Genomic DNA, 14,550 nt, shown 5'->3' with positions numbered 1-14,550 from the left:
TTCATTTTATTTGCATTTCTCAGCCCTGATTCTGGTATTTAATTGAAATCTCAAATTAGGAAATTACTATGAATCAGTCAATTTTATCTCCATTCGGCAATACCGCTGAAGAACGCGTACTTAACGCAATTAATGCCTTCAAAAATGGAAATGGCGTATTAGTTTTAGATGATGAAGATCGTGAAAATGAAGGCGATTTAATTTTCCCAGCAGAAACAATCACGCCAGAGCAAATGGCAAAATTAATTCGTTATGGAAGTGGTATCGTTTGTTTATGCATTACCGATAAACGTTGCCAACAACTCGATTTACCGCCAATGGTAGAACATAATAATAGCGTAAACAAAACGGCTTTTACTGTAACGATTGAAGCCGCGAAAGGTGTTTCTACAGGCGTATCTGCCGCAGACCGAGTCACAACCATTAAAACAGCGATTGCTGATAATGCAGTTCCAAAAGATTTACATCGTCCCGGTCATGTTTTTCCACTTCGTGCAGCAAATGGTGGCGTACTTACCCGCCGCGGACACACTGAAGCTTCTGTTGATTTAGCACGTCTAGCTGGATTTAAACATGCAGGTGTGATTTGTGAAATCACGAATGACGACGGCACAATGGCTCGCGCCCCTGAGATTGTAGAATTTGCAAAGAAATTTGGTTATTCTGTGCTAACCATTGAAGATTTGGTTGAATATCGTTTAGCACATAATATTTAAAATGAAGAAGTGCGGTGAAAATTTCTATGATTTTTCACCGCACTTTTTATCTTATACCATTCCACATTTTATTTATTTGGGTAACTTTTATGCTCAGCTCAGCACAATTATGTTATCAGTTTAACTACTGAACAAAAACGCCGAAAACATATTACAGAAGAATTCGGTAAGCAGAATATTCCTTTTGAATTTTTTGATGCTATCACGCCTGAACTTATTGAAGAAACGGCTAAAAAATTCAATATCACCTTTGATCGTTCATCAAAAGCAACTTTGTGTGACGGTGAGATAGCCTGTGCACTAAGCCATATCGTTTTATGGAATTTCGTTTTAGAAAATAATTTAGATTATATTAATATTTTTGAAGATGATATTTATTTGGGGGAAAATGCAAAAGAATTACTTGAAATCGATTACATCCCCAAAGATACCGATATTCTTAAACTAGAAACATTGTACGGTAAAATTATGCTCGGCAGTATGTATAAAATAAAATGTCAACGAAATATATTTCAATTAAAGTATAAACATACTGGTATGGGAGGGTATACCATCACAGCCAAAGGTGCTCGATATTTATTGAATAAAATCCAAAATAGACAACTTGTTCTAGCAATAGACACGCTTATTTTTGATAAACTCTTAAACCAAAGAGAATATAAAGTTATGCAACTCTATCCCGCTGTCTGTATCCAAGATTTAATTATAAATGGTGAAGGTAAATTTAAGAGTAGCTTACAAGATGGTAGAGGAACCGTTCATGCTAATCAAACCAAAACAACCCCATTAGAAAAAGTGATCAATGAATTGGGGCGAATTAAAAGACGAATATTCGGTAAACCAGTACCATTTAAATAATACTTATTTAATCAAAAATACAATAATTTGAGATTCTAAGCAAAGTGATTACTTAAGATACGCAGTAATATAATAGGAAATTTATTAATACAAGGACTATGTTATGAATTCAACAAAAACATTCCCGCTTCCTACGGGTTATTTCGGTATTCCTCTTGGACTGGCAGCATTATCTCTAGCTTGGTTGCACTTAGAAAATCACTTTCCAGTAGCTCGCACTATAAGTGATGTAATCGGTATCATAGCAAGTGCAATTTGGATTCTATTTATTCTAATGTACGCCTATAAACTTCGTTATTATAGTGATGAAGTTCGCTCAGAATATCATTGCCCAGTACGTTTTTCTTTCATTGCACTCATTCCTATCACCACAATGCTTATAGGCGATATTACTTATCGCTGGACTCCATGGCTTGCGGAAGTAATGATTTGGCTTGGCACTATTGGTCAATTACTTTTCTCGTCCTTACGCATTAGTGAGCTATGGCAAGGTGGTGTATTTGAACAAAAATCTACTCGCCCACCTTTTTATTTACCTGCTGTTGCAGCCAACTTCACGAGTGCAAGCTCTCTTGCCTTACTTGGCTATCACGATTTAGGGTATTTATTTTTTGGTGCAGGTCTAATAGCATGGATCATTTTTGAACCCGTATTGCTTCAACACCTACGAATTTCATCACTTGAACCACCATTTCGAGCTACGATGGGAATCATTCTTGCTCCAGCGTTTGTAGGAGCTGCTGCATATTTATCTCTAAATAAAGGGGAAATTGATACATTCGTCAAAATTCTTTGGGGATATGGCTTTCTACAACTCTTTTTCTTATTACGGTTATTACCTTGGATTATGGAAAAAGGCTTGAATATTGGATTATGGGGATTCTCATTCGGATTAGCGTCTATGGCAAATAGCTCAATTGCCTTTTTTCACGGCGACGTATTACAAGGTATCTCAATTTTTGCCTTTGTATTCTCTAACCTTATGATTGGCTTACTCGTATTAATGACCATCTACAAATTAGCCAAAGGACAATTTTTCTTAAAATAAAACACAATTAAAAAATAAGGCGTATGTGATGTGAATAAACATACGCCATTTTAATAAAAACATCATTGATAAAATATAGGATTACTCGGCTTACGTCGTTTGCCGATATTTTTCGTATCCTTATGACGCAATTTCACTTTTTTCTTCGCCTCTGTTTTTTTCTTTTCTTCACGTTTTTCTTTAATACGTGCCTTTTGTTTTTTGCTTACAGATTTCACTTCACCATCTTTTGGTGGCTTAGTGCGAGGTTCTAAACCTTCTAAAATGCGCGCCTTTAAAATTTCCTCGGTATAGCGTTTGATTTTACCGAGTAACTTATAATCATGGGCTTCGACAAAAGAGACTGCCGTGCCCTTTTTGCCTGCTCGTGCTGTTCGTCCAATTCGATGTAAATAAGTATCCGCACTATAGGGTAAATCAAAATTCATAACATGGCTTACATCATCAATATCAATACCACGCGCAGCCACATCCGTTGCAACCAATACCGTCACAATACCTGATTTCAATTTATCAATCGCATTGTTACGTTGAGTTTGTGCCATTTCACCTTCTAAATACGCAGAACGAATACCTCGTTTACGCAATGTTTCAGAAAGTTCACGCACATCTTCACGACGACGAACAAACACAATTCCACGCGTCACTTCTTCAGTTTCAATAAAACGTGCAAGCAATTTGATTTTGTGTTCATTGCTGTCTGCGTGATAATACCATTGATTAATTTTTTTTCTTTCTCGACGGCTTGGTTCAGCATCCACTTTAACAGGATCATTCAACAAACGCTCTGCGAAATCGACCAACAACTCCCCTTCCAAGGTTGCAGAAAACAACAAGGTTTGTTTTCTCCAACGGGTTTCAGCCGCAATTTTTTCTGCATCTTGTCCAAATCCCATTTGTAACATTCTATCTGCTTCGTCAAAAATCAGCATTTCAACCGAACGGCAATCAAAATTTTCTTCCTTAATATATTGCAATAAACGACCTGGCGTAGCCACCACCAAATCCTGATTGGTATTGAATACATCACCATGATTTTGATACGCCACGCCACCTGTAATTGTCGCAATATTTAAATGGGTGAACTGTGCTAATTCTTCCGCTTGTTCTGCCACTTGCATTGCCAGTTCACGGGTTGGTGTTAATACCAAAATACGCGGCGGTCCGGGTTTACGACGCGGATAATCCAATAAATGTTGTAGCGCAGGTAATAAAAAAGCAGCCGTTTTCCCTGTTCCCGTTGGTGCAGAGCCTAATACATCACGCTCTTCCATTGCTGCAGGAATGGCTTCCATTTGAATAGCTGTTGGGCGGGAATAACCTTTTTTTTCAAGCGCCTTTAAAAGTTCGGGAGAAAGATCAAATTGTTCAAATTGGGATAAATTCATTATTGTGCGGTTCTTTGTTAAAATTAGTGGGGATTATACCTGAAAGTGCGGTCAATTTACGAAAAATTTATGAGCGGATTTACCTTTAAACAATTCCATATCAATCAAGATTCTTGTGCCATGAAAGTCGGCACTGATGGCATTTTGTTAGGTACTTGGGCTGATGTAAAACATTGTAAAAATATTTTAGATATGGGCAGTGGTACAGGATTATTGGCTCTAATGTTGGCACAACGAACTGAAGAAAACTGTCAAATTCAAGCGGTTGAGTTGGATCCCATTGCAGCAAAACAAGCACAAGAAAACATCAATGATTCTGTCTGGAAAAATCGCATTCAACTTATTCAAACAGATATACAACATTTTTTACAAACCACTGAACAAACCTTTGATTTAATTGTGGCAAATCCACCTTATTTTGAACAAGGTATTGCCTGCAAAAATGAGGAAAGAGAATTGGCTCGTTATACCAAGCAAAGCCACTTAAATTGGTTAGAATGGGCTGCAATGCGCTTAGCGGAAAATGGGAAAATAAGTTTTGTTTTACCTTATGATGCAGGCAAAACGCTTATAAAATCTACCGCACTTTTTTGCATAAAACAGACGAATGTCGTTACTAAAGTGGGAAAAACTCCCCAGAGAATGCTACTTACCTTTGCTAAACAGCCCCAAGTTTTAATGCAAGATCAATTAGTGATTTATGATGAGGATAATCAATACACTGAAGCGTTTATTGAATTGACTAAAGACTTTTATTTGAAATTTTAAAGGGGAAACTATTTTCCCCTTTAATCATCACTATCTAAAATACCACTTCGCTAACAACACACCCGCATTCACTGCAATGTTTAAGCCTGATTTAATTGGACTTGCAAGCGTTAAACGCACTTGCGTGTCTTCTTGAGTCGCTAAACTTTCCGTAGAACTTTCACTTAGCACAAAAACCACTTTATTTTTTAACCGCACTTTATCCAACGGCTCGCCTTGTTTATTGTGCGATACGTGAATAATTTGATAGCCTGATTTGCGCAATTGCATCAAGGCTGAATCGATATAATCCGTTTCTAACACTCGAATATATTCTGCACCACCTTCTGCTACGCGCATTGAGGCTGCCGAATACAGATTTTCCACATTATCGGCGACAATATTTTTCACGCCAAAATAAGCGCAAGTACGCAATACGCCACCAATATTTTGCGCATTATTCACGTTGTCTAATAGCACTAAACAATCCTCTTCACGAGGAATATCTAAATACCCTTGCAACGTGAAAGCGCGAGGTTTCTTCACCAATAAGCAAATGCCACCATGATGTTCGGTTCCACTCACTCGAGCTAATTCTTCGCTATCTACAACATGATAAGCCTTCTTGTTTTCGGCTAAATAACTCAATACCTCACCAATTTTGTGTGACATTTGTACGGTTGCCCACAATCGAACAATACTTTCAGGACGTTCGGCAAATAAAGCTAAACAGGAATTTTCACCATAAACTTTCATTTCTTCCGCACGGTTTTTCTTAATTTTTTCAGGTGCTCTAGGAGAAAGCGCACCCGTTTTCTTTTCTTTTGTTTTATAAACCGTACCCGTACTTTTTATCGTCACTTGAACTTTAGGTTGTTCTACATTTTTATTTGATGGCGCACGAGATAAAGAAAGTTGCGTAATTTTAGTTTCTTTTACTTCTTGTTTATCACGAGGAAAACGAGATTTTTCGTTTCTATTTCCATTAAACTTATCATTAGAGTGCGGTCGATTTTGAGTTGGTTTTTCTCTATATTTTTCATCTACTGAGCGTTCTTGAAAGGATCTGCCAGCGGATTGAAAAGACGGTTTGCGTTTGTCGTTCATAGGGTTTCCCTGAATAAAAATGAATATTTTTTAGCCAAAAAATGCTAAAATTTGTGAGCATTATAACGAAAAAAAGCCTTTTTTCTATTAATAAGCGCGTGAAATATTGTAAACTAACGCACTAGTCTTTAATCACGAGATGGATTATGTTAATCAATAAAACCAAACGAGCTGAACAAAATTTAAATAATTTGCCATTCCTTGCTTTGCAAGCTGAGCAAATTGAATTTTTGGGTAGCCCGGCTGAATTTAAAACTCAAATTATTGAATTAATCAGAAACGCAAAAAAACGTATTTATGTCACCACACTTTATTGGCAAAAAGATGAAGCGGGGCAGGAAATCCTTGATGAAATTTATCGCGTGAAGCAAGAAAATCCACACTTGGATGTAAAAATTCTCATAGATTGGCATCGCGCACAACGCAATTTATTAGGGGCGGAAAAATCGGCCACCAATGCAGATTGGTATTGCGAGCAACGCCAAACTTATCAGTTGCCAGATGATCCGAATATGTTCTTTGGTGTGCCAATTAACACGCGAGAAGTTTTTGGTGTATTGCACGTTAAAGGCTTTGTATTTGATGATACGGTGCTTTATAGCGGTGCAAGCATTAATAATGTCTATCTTCATCAATTTGAAAAATATCGTTACGACCGCTATCAAAAAATCACTCATGCCGAATTAGCTGATTCGATGGTGAATTTCATCAATGATTACTTGTTAGATTTCAGTGCAGTTTATCCACTTGATGTCACCAACCGCCCTCGCACCAAAGAGATCCGCGGCAATATACGCGCTTATCGTAAAGACCTTGCACAAAATGGAGAATATTCATTAAAAAGTGCGGTGAAATTACCGAATGTTTTAAGTGTATCGCCACTGTTTGGCTTAGGCGCATCAGGCAATGAATTAAATCAAGTAATTGAAGATTTATTCTTGCAAGTGCAAGAAAAATTGGTGATTTGTACGCCATACTTTAATTTCCCACGCACATTGCAACATAAAATAGCAACGTTATTGGAAAACGGTAAACGGGTAGAAATTATTGTTGGCGATAAAGTCGCAAACGATTTTTATATTCCACCAGAACAACCATTCAAAATGGCGGGAGCGTTACCTTATCTTTATGAAAGTAATCTTCGCCGTTTCTGTGAAAAATTTGAGTCTCAAATTGAAAATGGTCAGCTTGTGGTGCGTTTATGGCGTGATGGCGATAATACTTACCACTTAAAAGGTGTGTGGGTAGATGACCGTTATATTTTACTTACGGGCAATAATCTTAACCCTCGAGCTTGGCGTTTAGATGCAGAAAATGGCTTATTAATTTACGATCCACAACAACAGCTTTTAGCCCAAGTGGAAAAAGAGCAAAACCAAATTCGCCAACATACAAAAGTATTAAAACATTACACTGAATTAGAAGAATTGAATCAATACCCAGAACCAGTGCAAAAACTTTTAAAAAAATTTGCACGAATTAAAGCAGATAAATTGGTGAAAATGATTCTTTAGGTTATACTTGTAAAAAATAAGGGAACGTTAAGTTCCCTTTATCATATTTGCTAATCACCGAGCTTTAATGACTTAAATGCCCGATGATTTAGATCGAGATTATTTATTTAATTTCGCTTTATAAGTTGGATTCATTAAGTTTTCTACAGAAAGAATGTCATCTAATTGTTCTTCTGTTAATAAACCTTTTTCTAACACAACTTCACGTACGCCTTTACCTGTTTGTGCACAGATTTTACCCACTAAGTCGCCGTTGTGGTGACCAATAAATGGATTTAAGTAAGTCACGATACCGATTGAATTAAACACGTAGTTTTCACAAATTTCTTTGTTTACAGTGATGCCATCCACACATTTATCGCGTAAGTTCACACAAGCATTCGTTAAAATATCAATAGATTCGAACATTGCTTGACCAATCACTGGTTCCATTACGTTTAATTGTAATTGACCTGCTTCAGATGCGAAGGTCACAGTGGTATCGTTACCAATTACTTTAAAGCATACTTGGTTTACTACTTCAGGAACAACGGGGTTTACTTTTGCCGGCATGATAGAAGAGCCTGCTTGTAATTCAGGTAAGTTAATTTCTTTAATACCAGCACGTGGACCAGAAGAAAGTAAACGCAAGTCATTACATACTTTAGAAAGTTTCACTGCAGTACGTTTTAATGCTCCGTGAACCATGACATAAGCACCACAGTCAGATGTTGCTTCGATTAAGTTTTCTGCTGGTACACAAGCTAATCCAGTCACTTCAGCAAGGTGTTTTACAACTAATTCTGTATAGCCTTGTGGAGTATTTAAACCAGTACCGATTGCCGTTGCACCAAGGTTTACTTCAAGGAGTAAATCTGCTGTACGTTTTAAGTTACGCACTTCTTCTTCAAGTAATACGGCGAAAGCTTTGAATTCTTGGCCAACAGTCATTGGCACGGCATCTTGTAATTGGGTTCGACCCATTTTTAAGATGTTCGCAAACTCTTTTGCTTTATTATCAAAACCGTCGTGTAAATATTGAATTTTATCGATCAATTTTAAGATGCTGTTATACACCGCAATACGGAAACCTGTAGGATACGCATCGTTGGTTGATTGGCTTGCATTAACGTGGTCCATTGGATTAATCACGTTATATTCGCCTTTTTTATGGCCAATTTTTTCAAGGGCAAGGTTAGCAACTACTTCATTGGTATTCATATTGACAGACGTACCTGCTCCACCTTGATATACGTCTGATGGGAATTGATCTAAGCATTTTCCAGTGGTAAGAATTTCATCACAAGCAGCCACAATCGCTTTTGCAATATCACTTGGAATTGCACCTAATTCACCATTGGCTAAAGCCGTTGCTTTTTTCACCATCACCATACCACGTACAAACTCTGGTACGTCAGAAATGGTTACGTTAGAAATATTGAAATTTTCTACCGCTCTTAATGTATGAATACCCCAGTACGCATCTGCTGGTACATCACGTTCGCCGAGTAAATCTACTTCTTTTCTAAATTGAGTCATTTGAATCACCTTATCTGGTTAGTTAATTTGACGCCATTATAGAAATTTTAAGGAGAAAAAACTTGACCAAGATCACATTTTCAAAAAATGCTCTCAAGACATATTTTCATTTTTCGGATTAGTTTTTTTAGGGGAAAATAAGTTTTCTATCAATCTTACGCAGTTTTTAACTGCTCACCAATTTTCTCAAACAATTTCTGAATTTGCTCTGCCCTATGCCCTAACACCCGTACAATCAATCCACCTTCATTCAACTGAGATATACCAAGAAGTAAGGATTTATCTGTTTCTTTCTGTTGAAGCTGCTGCGCTATCTGCTTAATTTCTACAGATGTTTTTTGTAAGTTAATGTAAACCAATGATCCCTGATGTGAAAAACCTTCCATTTGGCTTAACGCGGTTAAATTCATTTTAGACGGCAACCACTGAATACAATCCAACATCAGCGGTTTAACTTTCCCATTTTCTTGCACAAGCTGAACTTTTAAATGAGAAGAAAATTGGCGAAATTCAAAACGTTCATCATTTGCCACTCGCCCAATAGCCACAATTTCACCATAAATGAGCGTACTCTCAGGTTGCATATTGATTAACGTTTTTTGCTTAAGAGCAGAATTCTTATGCAAAACTAATGGATGAGGTAAATAAAATAAACGACTTTTCTCAGCAAGTTGAATCAATGTATTTTGCTCGGCAAAATCTCCCTCATTCATTGCCTGAACTCGAGTAAATGCCTGCGTATTTAAAGAAAGTGCGGTAGATTTTTCGAGCGTTATTTGAATATCAACTCGATCCCCTGCCAATAACCCTGGCGAAGATGACATTTGCATTGCGCTAAGTCCATTTTCCCAAGAATCAGCGTAAGCGGGCAATGTCATTACTTTAAAAGGTGGCGTCACAAAGTATTCATTAAGTTGAGTTTTGCCGTTTGAGGAAAGTTTAGTTGAAAGTTTGAGGGTACTATTCATAATCTTTTTAATTTGTAAAAAACTCCCCTCTTTAAAGGAGAGGGGATGATTCTTTATCTCACTAATGCCTCAGGTTCTTCTATATTCTTCAACAACGCATATTTTTCAATCCAACCAATCACGCCATCGAGATTTTCTTTTTTCATCAAATTAGTGAAAATAAACGGCTGACCATTACGCATACGACGCGCATCTCGTTCCATAATACTTAAATCCGCGCCAACAAATGGTGCAAGGTCTGTTTTGTTAATCACTAACAAATCTGAACGAGTGATACCTGGCCCACCTTTGCGTGGGATTTTCTCGCCTTGTGCGACGTCAATCACGAAAATTGTCACGTCTGCTAAATCAGGGCTAAAAGTTGCCGATAAGTTATCGCCGCCTGATTCGATAAAAACAATTTCTACATCAGGGAAACGTGCCACCATTTCATCGACCGCTTCTAAATTCATTGAGGCATCTTCACGAATTGCCGTATGTGGGCAACCGCCTGTTTCTACCCCCATAATTCGCTCTGGCGGAAGTAAACTATTTTTCGTTAAAAATTCCGCATCTTCTTGGGTGTAAATATCGTTAGTAATTACTGCCACGCTATATTTATTCGCCATTTCGCGAGTGAGTTTTTCAATTAAGGCAGTTTTGCCCGCGCCAACAGGGCCTGCCACGCCAATTTTAATGTAGTTACGCATAATGTTCCTGATTTGATTAATATGTCTTGAAATAAAATTAATGATTGTTAACGAATTACTGAAACAGAATCAACCTCCCCTTCAGCACCTATAAAACGGACTTCTGGCTGTAAACATACACCAAATTTAATTTCCACAGTATGACGCACATGACGAGCTAGATTTGCCACATCTTCACCAGTAGCTCCGCCCTTATTAATCAACACCAGTGCTTGTTTTTCATGTACTGCTGCTCCACCAATTTGATAACCTTTTAATTGACATTGATCGATTAACCATCCAGCAGCAAGTTTGACTGAGCCATCAGGTTGTGGAAAGTGCGGTAAATTTTCGTGATATTTTTTGATTTCCGCAAAATGCTCTGCACTCACTACGGGATTTTTAAAGAAACTTCCTGCATTACCAAATTCATCTTGGTTAGGCAATTTACTTTGACGAATTTGACATATTTCATCAAAAATTTGTTTTGCCGTAACTTTCAGAGAATCAAACTCAGTTAAAGAGCCATATTTTAGCACTGGCTGCCAGTTTTTGTTTAATTTCAATCCTATCGCAGTGATCACATAGCCAGACTGATAATGGTGTTTAAAGATACTGTCTCGATAACCGAATTCACATTCTTCAACTGTTAATCGAAATATTTCATGAGTACTTAAATTTAACACCTCTACATAATGGCATATATCTTTAAATTCTACGCCATAAGCACCAATATTTTGGATCGGTGCTGAGCCTGCACAACCTGGAATGAGTGCAAGATTTTCCAAACCATAGATACCTTCATTTACACTCCATTCCACCAAATGATGCCAATTTTCGCCACCATTTACATGAAGATAATGAAAGTCAGTATCTTGTTTATGTGTAATCCCCATTAATCGATTAAGCACAACAATACCACTGAAGTCTGCTAAAAATAGCATATTGCTTCCTTGACCAAGAAAAAGTATGGGGAGATTCATTGCTTTTGCATGATCCCAAGCTTCTTGCAATTGTGCCACACTATGCGCATCAATAATTTCATGGGCTTGAACAGAAATATGAAAAGTATGAAAAGGTTGTAAATTTTGCATTTAAAATACCATTTTAGGATGCACTTATGCTTTGCTACTCGTGCATGAATTATCAAAAGTGTATGAATTTTTAAATTCACTCTACGTTTAAACTAGGGTATGAGGTAAAGTAATTTTTACCTGAGTCCCCCCCTCTTCTCGACGTCGAATATCTAATTCTGCATTCAATTGACGACAACGTTCTGTCATAATATTCAAACCATAATGTCCTTCGGGCTCTTCAAGATTAAGAATACCGATGCCATTATCTAGCACAGAAATTTCATACTCTCCCTCAGGGTTAATCAGGGCATGAATTTCAATAGCAGAACCTTTAGAATGTTTTATCGCATTTGTTGTTGCTTCACGTACGATTTGCAATACATGTACTAACTGCTGAGGATTTAAACTTTGTGAAGGCAAATGACTATTCACACTCATTTTCATACTAGTTTGAGCACGTAAAGAATCAATCACTTGCTCTAAAGCCAGTTGTAAGTTAGCTTCTTGAATCGTTAATCGGAATGTTGCTAAAAGTTCACGCAATTGTGCATAACCACCTGAAAGTGCTTGTTCAAAATCAGCAATAATCCCCAAGCTTTTTTCTCTTGCGTGTGGTTCTTCTTTCCTTAAATTATGTTTAAGCAACGTAAGTTGAATTTGCAGAAACGATAATACTTGAGCTAAAGAATCATGAAGTTCTCTTGCAATAATAGAACGTTCTTCCATCAACAAAAGCTGTTCTTGCTGACGCAAACTTTTATGGAAGTACAAAGCTCGTGCAAGCATTTGTGCCAGATTCTGCATCATTCTAGGGTCGGGACAAGGCAATCCTGATTGCCAAGAAAGTACGCCTAAATCTTCATTATCTACCGATAGCACTTCGAGTTGTAAAGTACGATGAGAATCCTGCTCTCCAAAAGCAATATTCCAATGCTCCGCCCCCATAACTTCTATTTTGATATATTGCAAATGCTCACTCACACGTATGAGATCTAACACTTGGCTTAAAATTTTATCATTAATAGAATTCGCATTAAGAATCTGTGAACTTTGATAAAGGTTTGTCAAAGAGCGGTTGGTTTGGCGTAATTTTTGTGTTTTTTCATTTACGGCATCTTCTAAACGAGAATAAAGTTGACCTAATTCCATCGACATTTGTGTAAAAACATGTGCCAATGTGCCCAATTCATTCTGTTTTGTTGTATCTAATGAAATATGATTAAACTGACGCATCTGCACTTGCATGCTTGCTTTTGTCATCAGCTCTAAAGGTTTCACTACCTCACGATGAGTATACCAAATCAAATAGGAAACCATGACCAAAATTAATAACATAGCTAAACAAAGTACAAATACGCCAAGGATCCATTTTTGCTCACTAAAACGCTGTAATTCAAACACAAAACGATCAACATCTGCGACATAATCCGTTAATTGTTCGCTATAACTTTTTACATTTTTCTGTTGGGCATATTTTTCCATTAATGCCCAACGCTGTAAAATGGTATGGTAGGATTGTTTGACTGCATCTGGAGTAAAAAATTGACGTTGAATTTCTAATAATGCAGATGAATGGAGGCTAATATTATAATGCCGTAAATTAGCCTCGACTGTTGAGGGTTGAGATTGCATTTCATAGAGCAAACGATAGCTTTGCATGCGCAATGAACCTGAAATATTAATCGCTTCAGCATCATACTTATTGCTACTCATAATTGCTAAACTTAGTGAGCTAATAACACCAGAAACAATAAGGATAATAAATAAATATTTAGCAATACGTGTAGAAACAGAATGTTTAGTATGCACAGCAACTCCAATGAAATAACATCAATTTATAGATAAAAGTGCGGTTATTTTCTTACTTCTTTTTTAATTGACTCCAAACTTTATCTTCCTGACCTCGCCATAAACGTTGAATATTATCGTGATGACGATAAACCAATAAACAACAAACTAAAGCAACAGGGAAAGTAAATTCAGGTTTAAACCACCATACATAAAAAGGCACAAGCAATGCCGCAAGTACGGAGCTTAATGATGCATAACGACTAACAAGAAAGAGCAATATCCACGTTCCAAACATTGAACCCGCAACAGCCCATGAAATAGGCGCTATCGCACCAAATGCAGTCGGCACACCTTTTCCTCCCTTAAATTGAAAGAATAGTGGGAAAATATGGCCTAAACATGCAGCTAAAGCAACCATACCTAATTCAAATTGAGTTAAACCTAAATAATAACCAACCCATACGGGGAGCATACCCTTTAAAAGATCAAGGATTAATACAATTAATGCAGCCCAATAATTACCAATACGAAATACATTTGTTACATCTGGGGTACATGATCCATTTTGACGAGGATCTGGCAAGCCTGCAACGCGACAAATTAGAATAGCACTGGAAATAGAGCCTAAAAGATAGGCGCAAAGCATATAAAAAAGGGCGAAAAGGCTCATTTTGTACTCCAGCAAGAAAAATTATTCGTTATTCTACCCAAAGTTGATAGCATACGCCTACAATAATTTTAGAGGAAATATTATGGATCGTGTTTTTATTGAAGAATTGACTGTTTTTGCACAAATCGGTGTATATGATTGGGAACAGCAAATTAAGCAAAAACTTGTGTTTGATTTGGAAATGGCTTGGGATTGTAAGCAAGCGGCGGAAACGGATGATGTTGCATATTGTTTGAATTATGCTGAAGTGAGCCAAGTGATAATTGATTATGTGGAAAGCAAACCTTTCTTGCTGATTGAGCGAGTGGCTTATGAAGTGGCGGATTTGCTTGAGTCACGTTATCAACTTCAAGGATTAAAAATTAAACTGAGTAAACCGAAAGCTGTTGCGCAAGCTCGAAATGTTGGCGTATTGATTGTACGTGGATGTTTAAAATAATGTGAAATTTTCGTAAAAACTTGTCGGCTTTTTAAACGAAAT

General features: G+C 37.2%; 13 protein-coding genes and 1 pseudogene. 6 read left to right on the top strand and 8 right to left on the bottom strand.

The window, feature by feature from the left end; all coding sequences use genetic code 11:
• Positions 1–68: 68 nt before the first annotated feature.
• The 3 genes and pseudogenes from ribB to tehA all read left to right on the top strand — a co-directional run bounded on the left by ribB (position 69) and on the right by tehA (position 2,622).
• Entirely contained in the window at positions 69–716 is a 648-nt protein-coding gene (ribB, locus tag A9501_RS08760) for a 3,4-dihydroxy-2-butanone-4-phosphate synthase (RefSeq protein WP_009500753.1), read from the top strand.
• A gap of 14 nt (positions 717–730) precedes the next feature.
• Positions 731–1,574: pseudogene (locus A9501_RS08755) on the top strand (glycosyltransferase family 25 protein).
• A 103-nt stretch (positions 1,575–1,677) separates the two neighbouring features.
• Positions 1,678–2,622: a dicarboxylate transporter/tellurite-resistance protein TehA gene (gene tehA, locus A9501_RS08750; RefSeq protein WP_048952955.1), complete on the top strand. Its 945-nt coding sequence runs from the start codon at positions 1,678–1,680 to the stop codon at positions 2,620–2,622.
• Between the two features lie 62 nt (positions 2,623–2,684).
• On the opposite strand, the gene srmB is transcribed toward tehA, so the two are convergent.
• Positions 2,685–4,010 carry an ATP-dependent RNA helicase SrmB gene (gene srmB / locus A9501_RS08745; RefSeq protein WP_065265596.1) on the bottom strand — a complete coding sequence of 442 codons (1,326 nt, stop codon included), beginning with the start codon at positions 4,008–4,010 and terminating at the stop codon, positions 2,685–2,687.
• A gap of 69 nt (positions 4,011–4,079) precedes the next feature.
• On the opposite strand from srmB, the gene A9501_RS08740 reads away from it, so the two are divergent.
• Positions 4,080–4,778 carry a tRNA1(Val) (adenine(37)-N6)-methyltransferase gene (locus A9501_RS08740; RefSeq protein WP_065265595.1) on the top strand — a complete coding sequence of 233 codons (699 nt, stop codon included), beginning with the start codon at positions 4,080–4,082 and terminating at the stop codon, positions 4,776–4,778.
• 30 nt (positions 4,779–4,808) lie between these two features.
• Here the strand turns inward: A9501_RS08740 and A9501_RS08735 are convergent, their stop codons facing one another.
• Positions 4,809–5,864: a tRNA/rRNA methyltransferase gene (locus A9501_RS08735; protein WP_065265594.1), complete on the bottom strand. Its 1,056-nt coding sequence runs from the start codon at positions 5,862–5,864 to the stop codon at positions 4,809–4,811.
• 146 nt (positions 5,865–6,010) lie between these two features.
• On the opposite strand from A9501_RS08735, the gene pssA reads away from it, so the two are divergent.
• Positions 6,011–7,378 (top strand): CDP-diacylglycerol--serine O-phosphatidyltransferase, encoded by a 1,368-nt coding sequence (gene pssA / locus A9501_RS08730; protein ID WP_065265593.1) that lies wholly within the window; start codon positions 6,011–6,013, stop codon positions 7,376–7,378.
• 99 nt (positions 7,379–7,477) lie between these two features.
• Here the strand turns inward: pssA and aspA are convergent, their stop codons facing one another.
• From aspA to plsY, 6 genes are all read right to left on the bottom strand, one after another.
• Positions 7,478–8,896: an aspartate ammonia-lyase gene (gene aspA, locus A9501_RS08725; RefSeq protein WP_009500795.1), complete on the bottom strand. Its 1,419-nt coding sequence runs from the start codon at positions 8,894–8,896 to the stop codon at positions 7,478–7,480.
• A gap of 155 nt (positions 8,897–9,051) precedes the next feature.
• Positions 9,052–9,864, bottom strand: coding sequence for an urease accessory protein UreD (locus A9501_RS08720; RefSeq protein WP_065265592.1), 813 nt, complete (start codon positions 9,862–9,864; stop codon positions 9,052–9,054).
• 53 nt (positions 9,865–9,917) lie between these two features.
• Positions 9,918–10,553 carry an urease accessory protein UreG gene (gene ureG / locus A9501_RS08715; protein WP_065265591.1) on the bottom strand — a complete coding sequence of 212 codons (636 nt, stop codon included), beginning with the start codon at positions 10,551–10,553 and terminating at the stop codon, positions 9,918–9,920.
• A 47-nt stretch (positions 10,554–10,600) separates the two neighbouring features.
• Positions 10,601–11,626, bottom strand: coding sequence for a UDP-N-acetylmuramate dehydrogenase (gene murB / locus A9501_RS08710; RefSeq protein WP_065265590.1), 1,026 nt, complete (start codon positions 11,624–11,626; stop codon positions 10,601–10,603).
• Between the two features lie 87 nt (positions 11,627–11,713).
• Complete coding sequence (gene narQ, locus A9501_RS08705; protein ID WP_065265589.1) at positions 11,714–13,417, bottom strand: nitrate/nitrite two-component system sensor histidine kinase NarQ; 1,704 nt, start codon at positions 13,415–13,417, stop codon at positions 11,714–11,716.
• A 52-nt stretch (positions 13,418–13,469) separates the two neighbouring features.
• Positions 13,470–14,069 carry a glycerol-3-phosphate 1-O-acyltransferase PlsY gene (plsY, locus tag A9501_RS08700; RefSeq protein ID WP_065265588.1) on the bottom strand — a complete coding sequence of 200 codons (600 nt, stop codon included), beginning with the start codon at positions 14,067–14,069 and terminating at the stop codon, positions 13,470–13,472.
• A gap of 82 nt (positions 14,070–14,151) precedes the next feature.
• On the opposite strand from plsY, the gene folB reads away from it, so the two are divergent.
• On the top strand, positions 14,152–14,508 hold the full coding sequence (folB, locus tag A9501_RS08695) for a dihydroneopterin aldolase (protein ID WP_065246561.1): 357 nt from the start codon (positions 14,152–14,154) through the stop codon (positions 14,506–14,508).
• The last annotated feature ends 42 nt before the right edge of the window (positions 14,509–14,550 follow it).

Origin of the sequence: Haemophilus sp. CCUG 66565, from assembly GCF_001679495.1 — a bacterium.
Taxonomy (GTDB): domain Bacteria; phylum Pseudomonadota; class Gammaproteobacteria; order Enterobacterales; family Pasteurellaceae; genus Haemophilus; species Haemophilus haemolyticus_K.
Note: the sequence above shows the minus strand (reverse complement) of the source record. Positions and strands in the feature narration are given on the sequence as shown.

Bases quoted from the DNA above. Each gene is read 5' to 3' on its own strand.
- ribB (WP_009500753.1), top strand. From the start codon at position 69: ATGAATCAGTCAATTTTATCTCCATTCGGCAATACCGCTGAAGAACGC.
- tehA (WP_048952955.1), top strand. From the start codon at position 1,678: ATGAATTCAACAAAAACATTCCCGCTTCCTACGGGTTATTTCGGTATT.
- srmB (WP_065265596.1), bottom strand. From the start codon at position 4,010: ATGAATTTATCCCAATTTGAACAATTTGATCTTTCTCCCGAACTTTTA.
- A9501_RS08740 (WP_065265595.1), top strand. From the start codon at position 4,080: ATGAGCGGATTTACCTTTAAACAATTCCATATCAATCAAGATTCTTGT.
- A9501_RS08735 (WP_065265594.1), bottom strand. From the start codon at position 5,864: ATGAACGACAAACGCAAACCGTCTTTTCAATCCGCTGGCAGATCCTTT.
- pssA (WP_065265593.1), top strand. From the start codon at position 6,011: ATGTTAATCAATAAAACCAAACGAGCTGAACAAAATTTAAATAATTTG.
- aspA (WP_009500795.1), bottom strand. From the start codon at position 8,896: ATGACTCAATTTAGAAAAGAAGTAGATTTACTCGGCGAACGTGATGTA.
- A9501_RS08720 (WP_065265592.1), bottom strand. From the start codon at position 9,864: ATGAATAGTACCCTCAAACTTTCAACTAAACTTTCCTCAAACGGCAAA.
- ureG (WP_065265591.1), bottom strand. From the start codon at position 10,553: ATGCGTAACTACATTAAAATTGGCGTGGCAGGCCCTGTTGGCGCGGGC.
- murB (WP_065265590.1), bottom strand. From the start codon at position 11,626: ATGCAAAATTTACAACCTTTTCATACTTTTCATATTTCTGTTCAAGCC.
- plsY (WP_065265588.1), bottom strand. From the start codon at position 14,069: ATGAGCCTTTTCGCCCTTTTTTATATGCTTTGCGCCTATCTTTTAGGC.
- folB (WP_065246561.1), top strand. From the start codon at position 14,152: ATGGATCGTGTTTTTATTGAAGAATTGACTGTTTTTGCACAAATCGGT.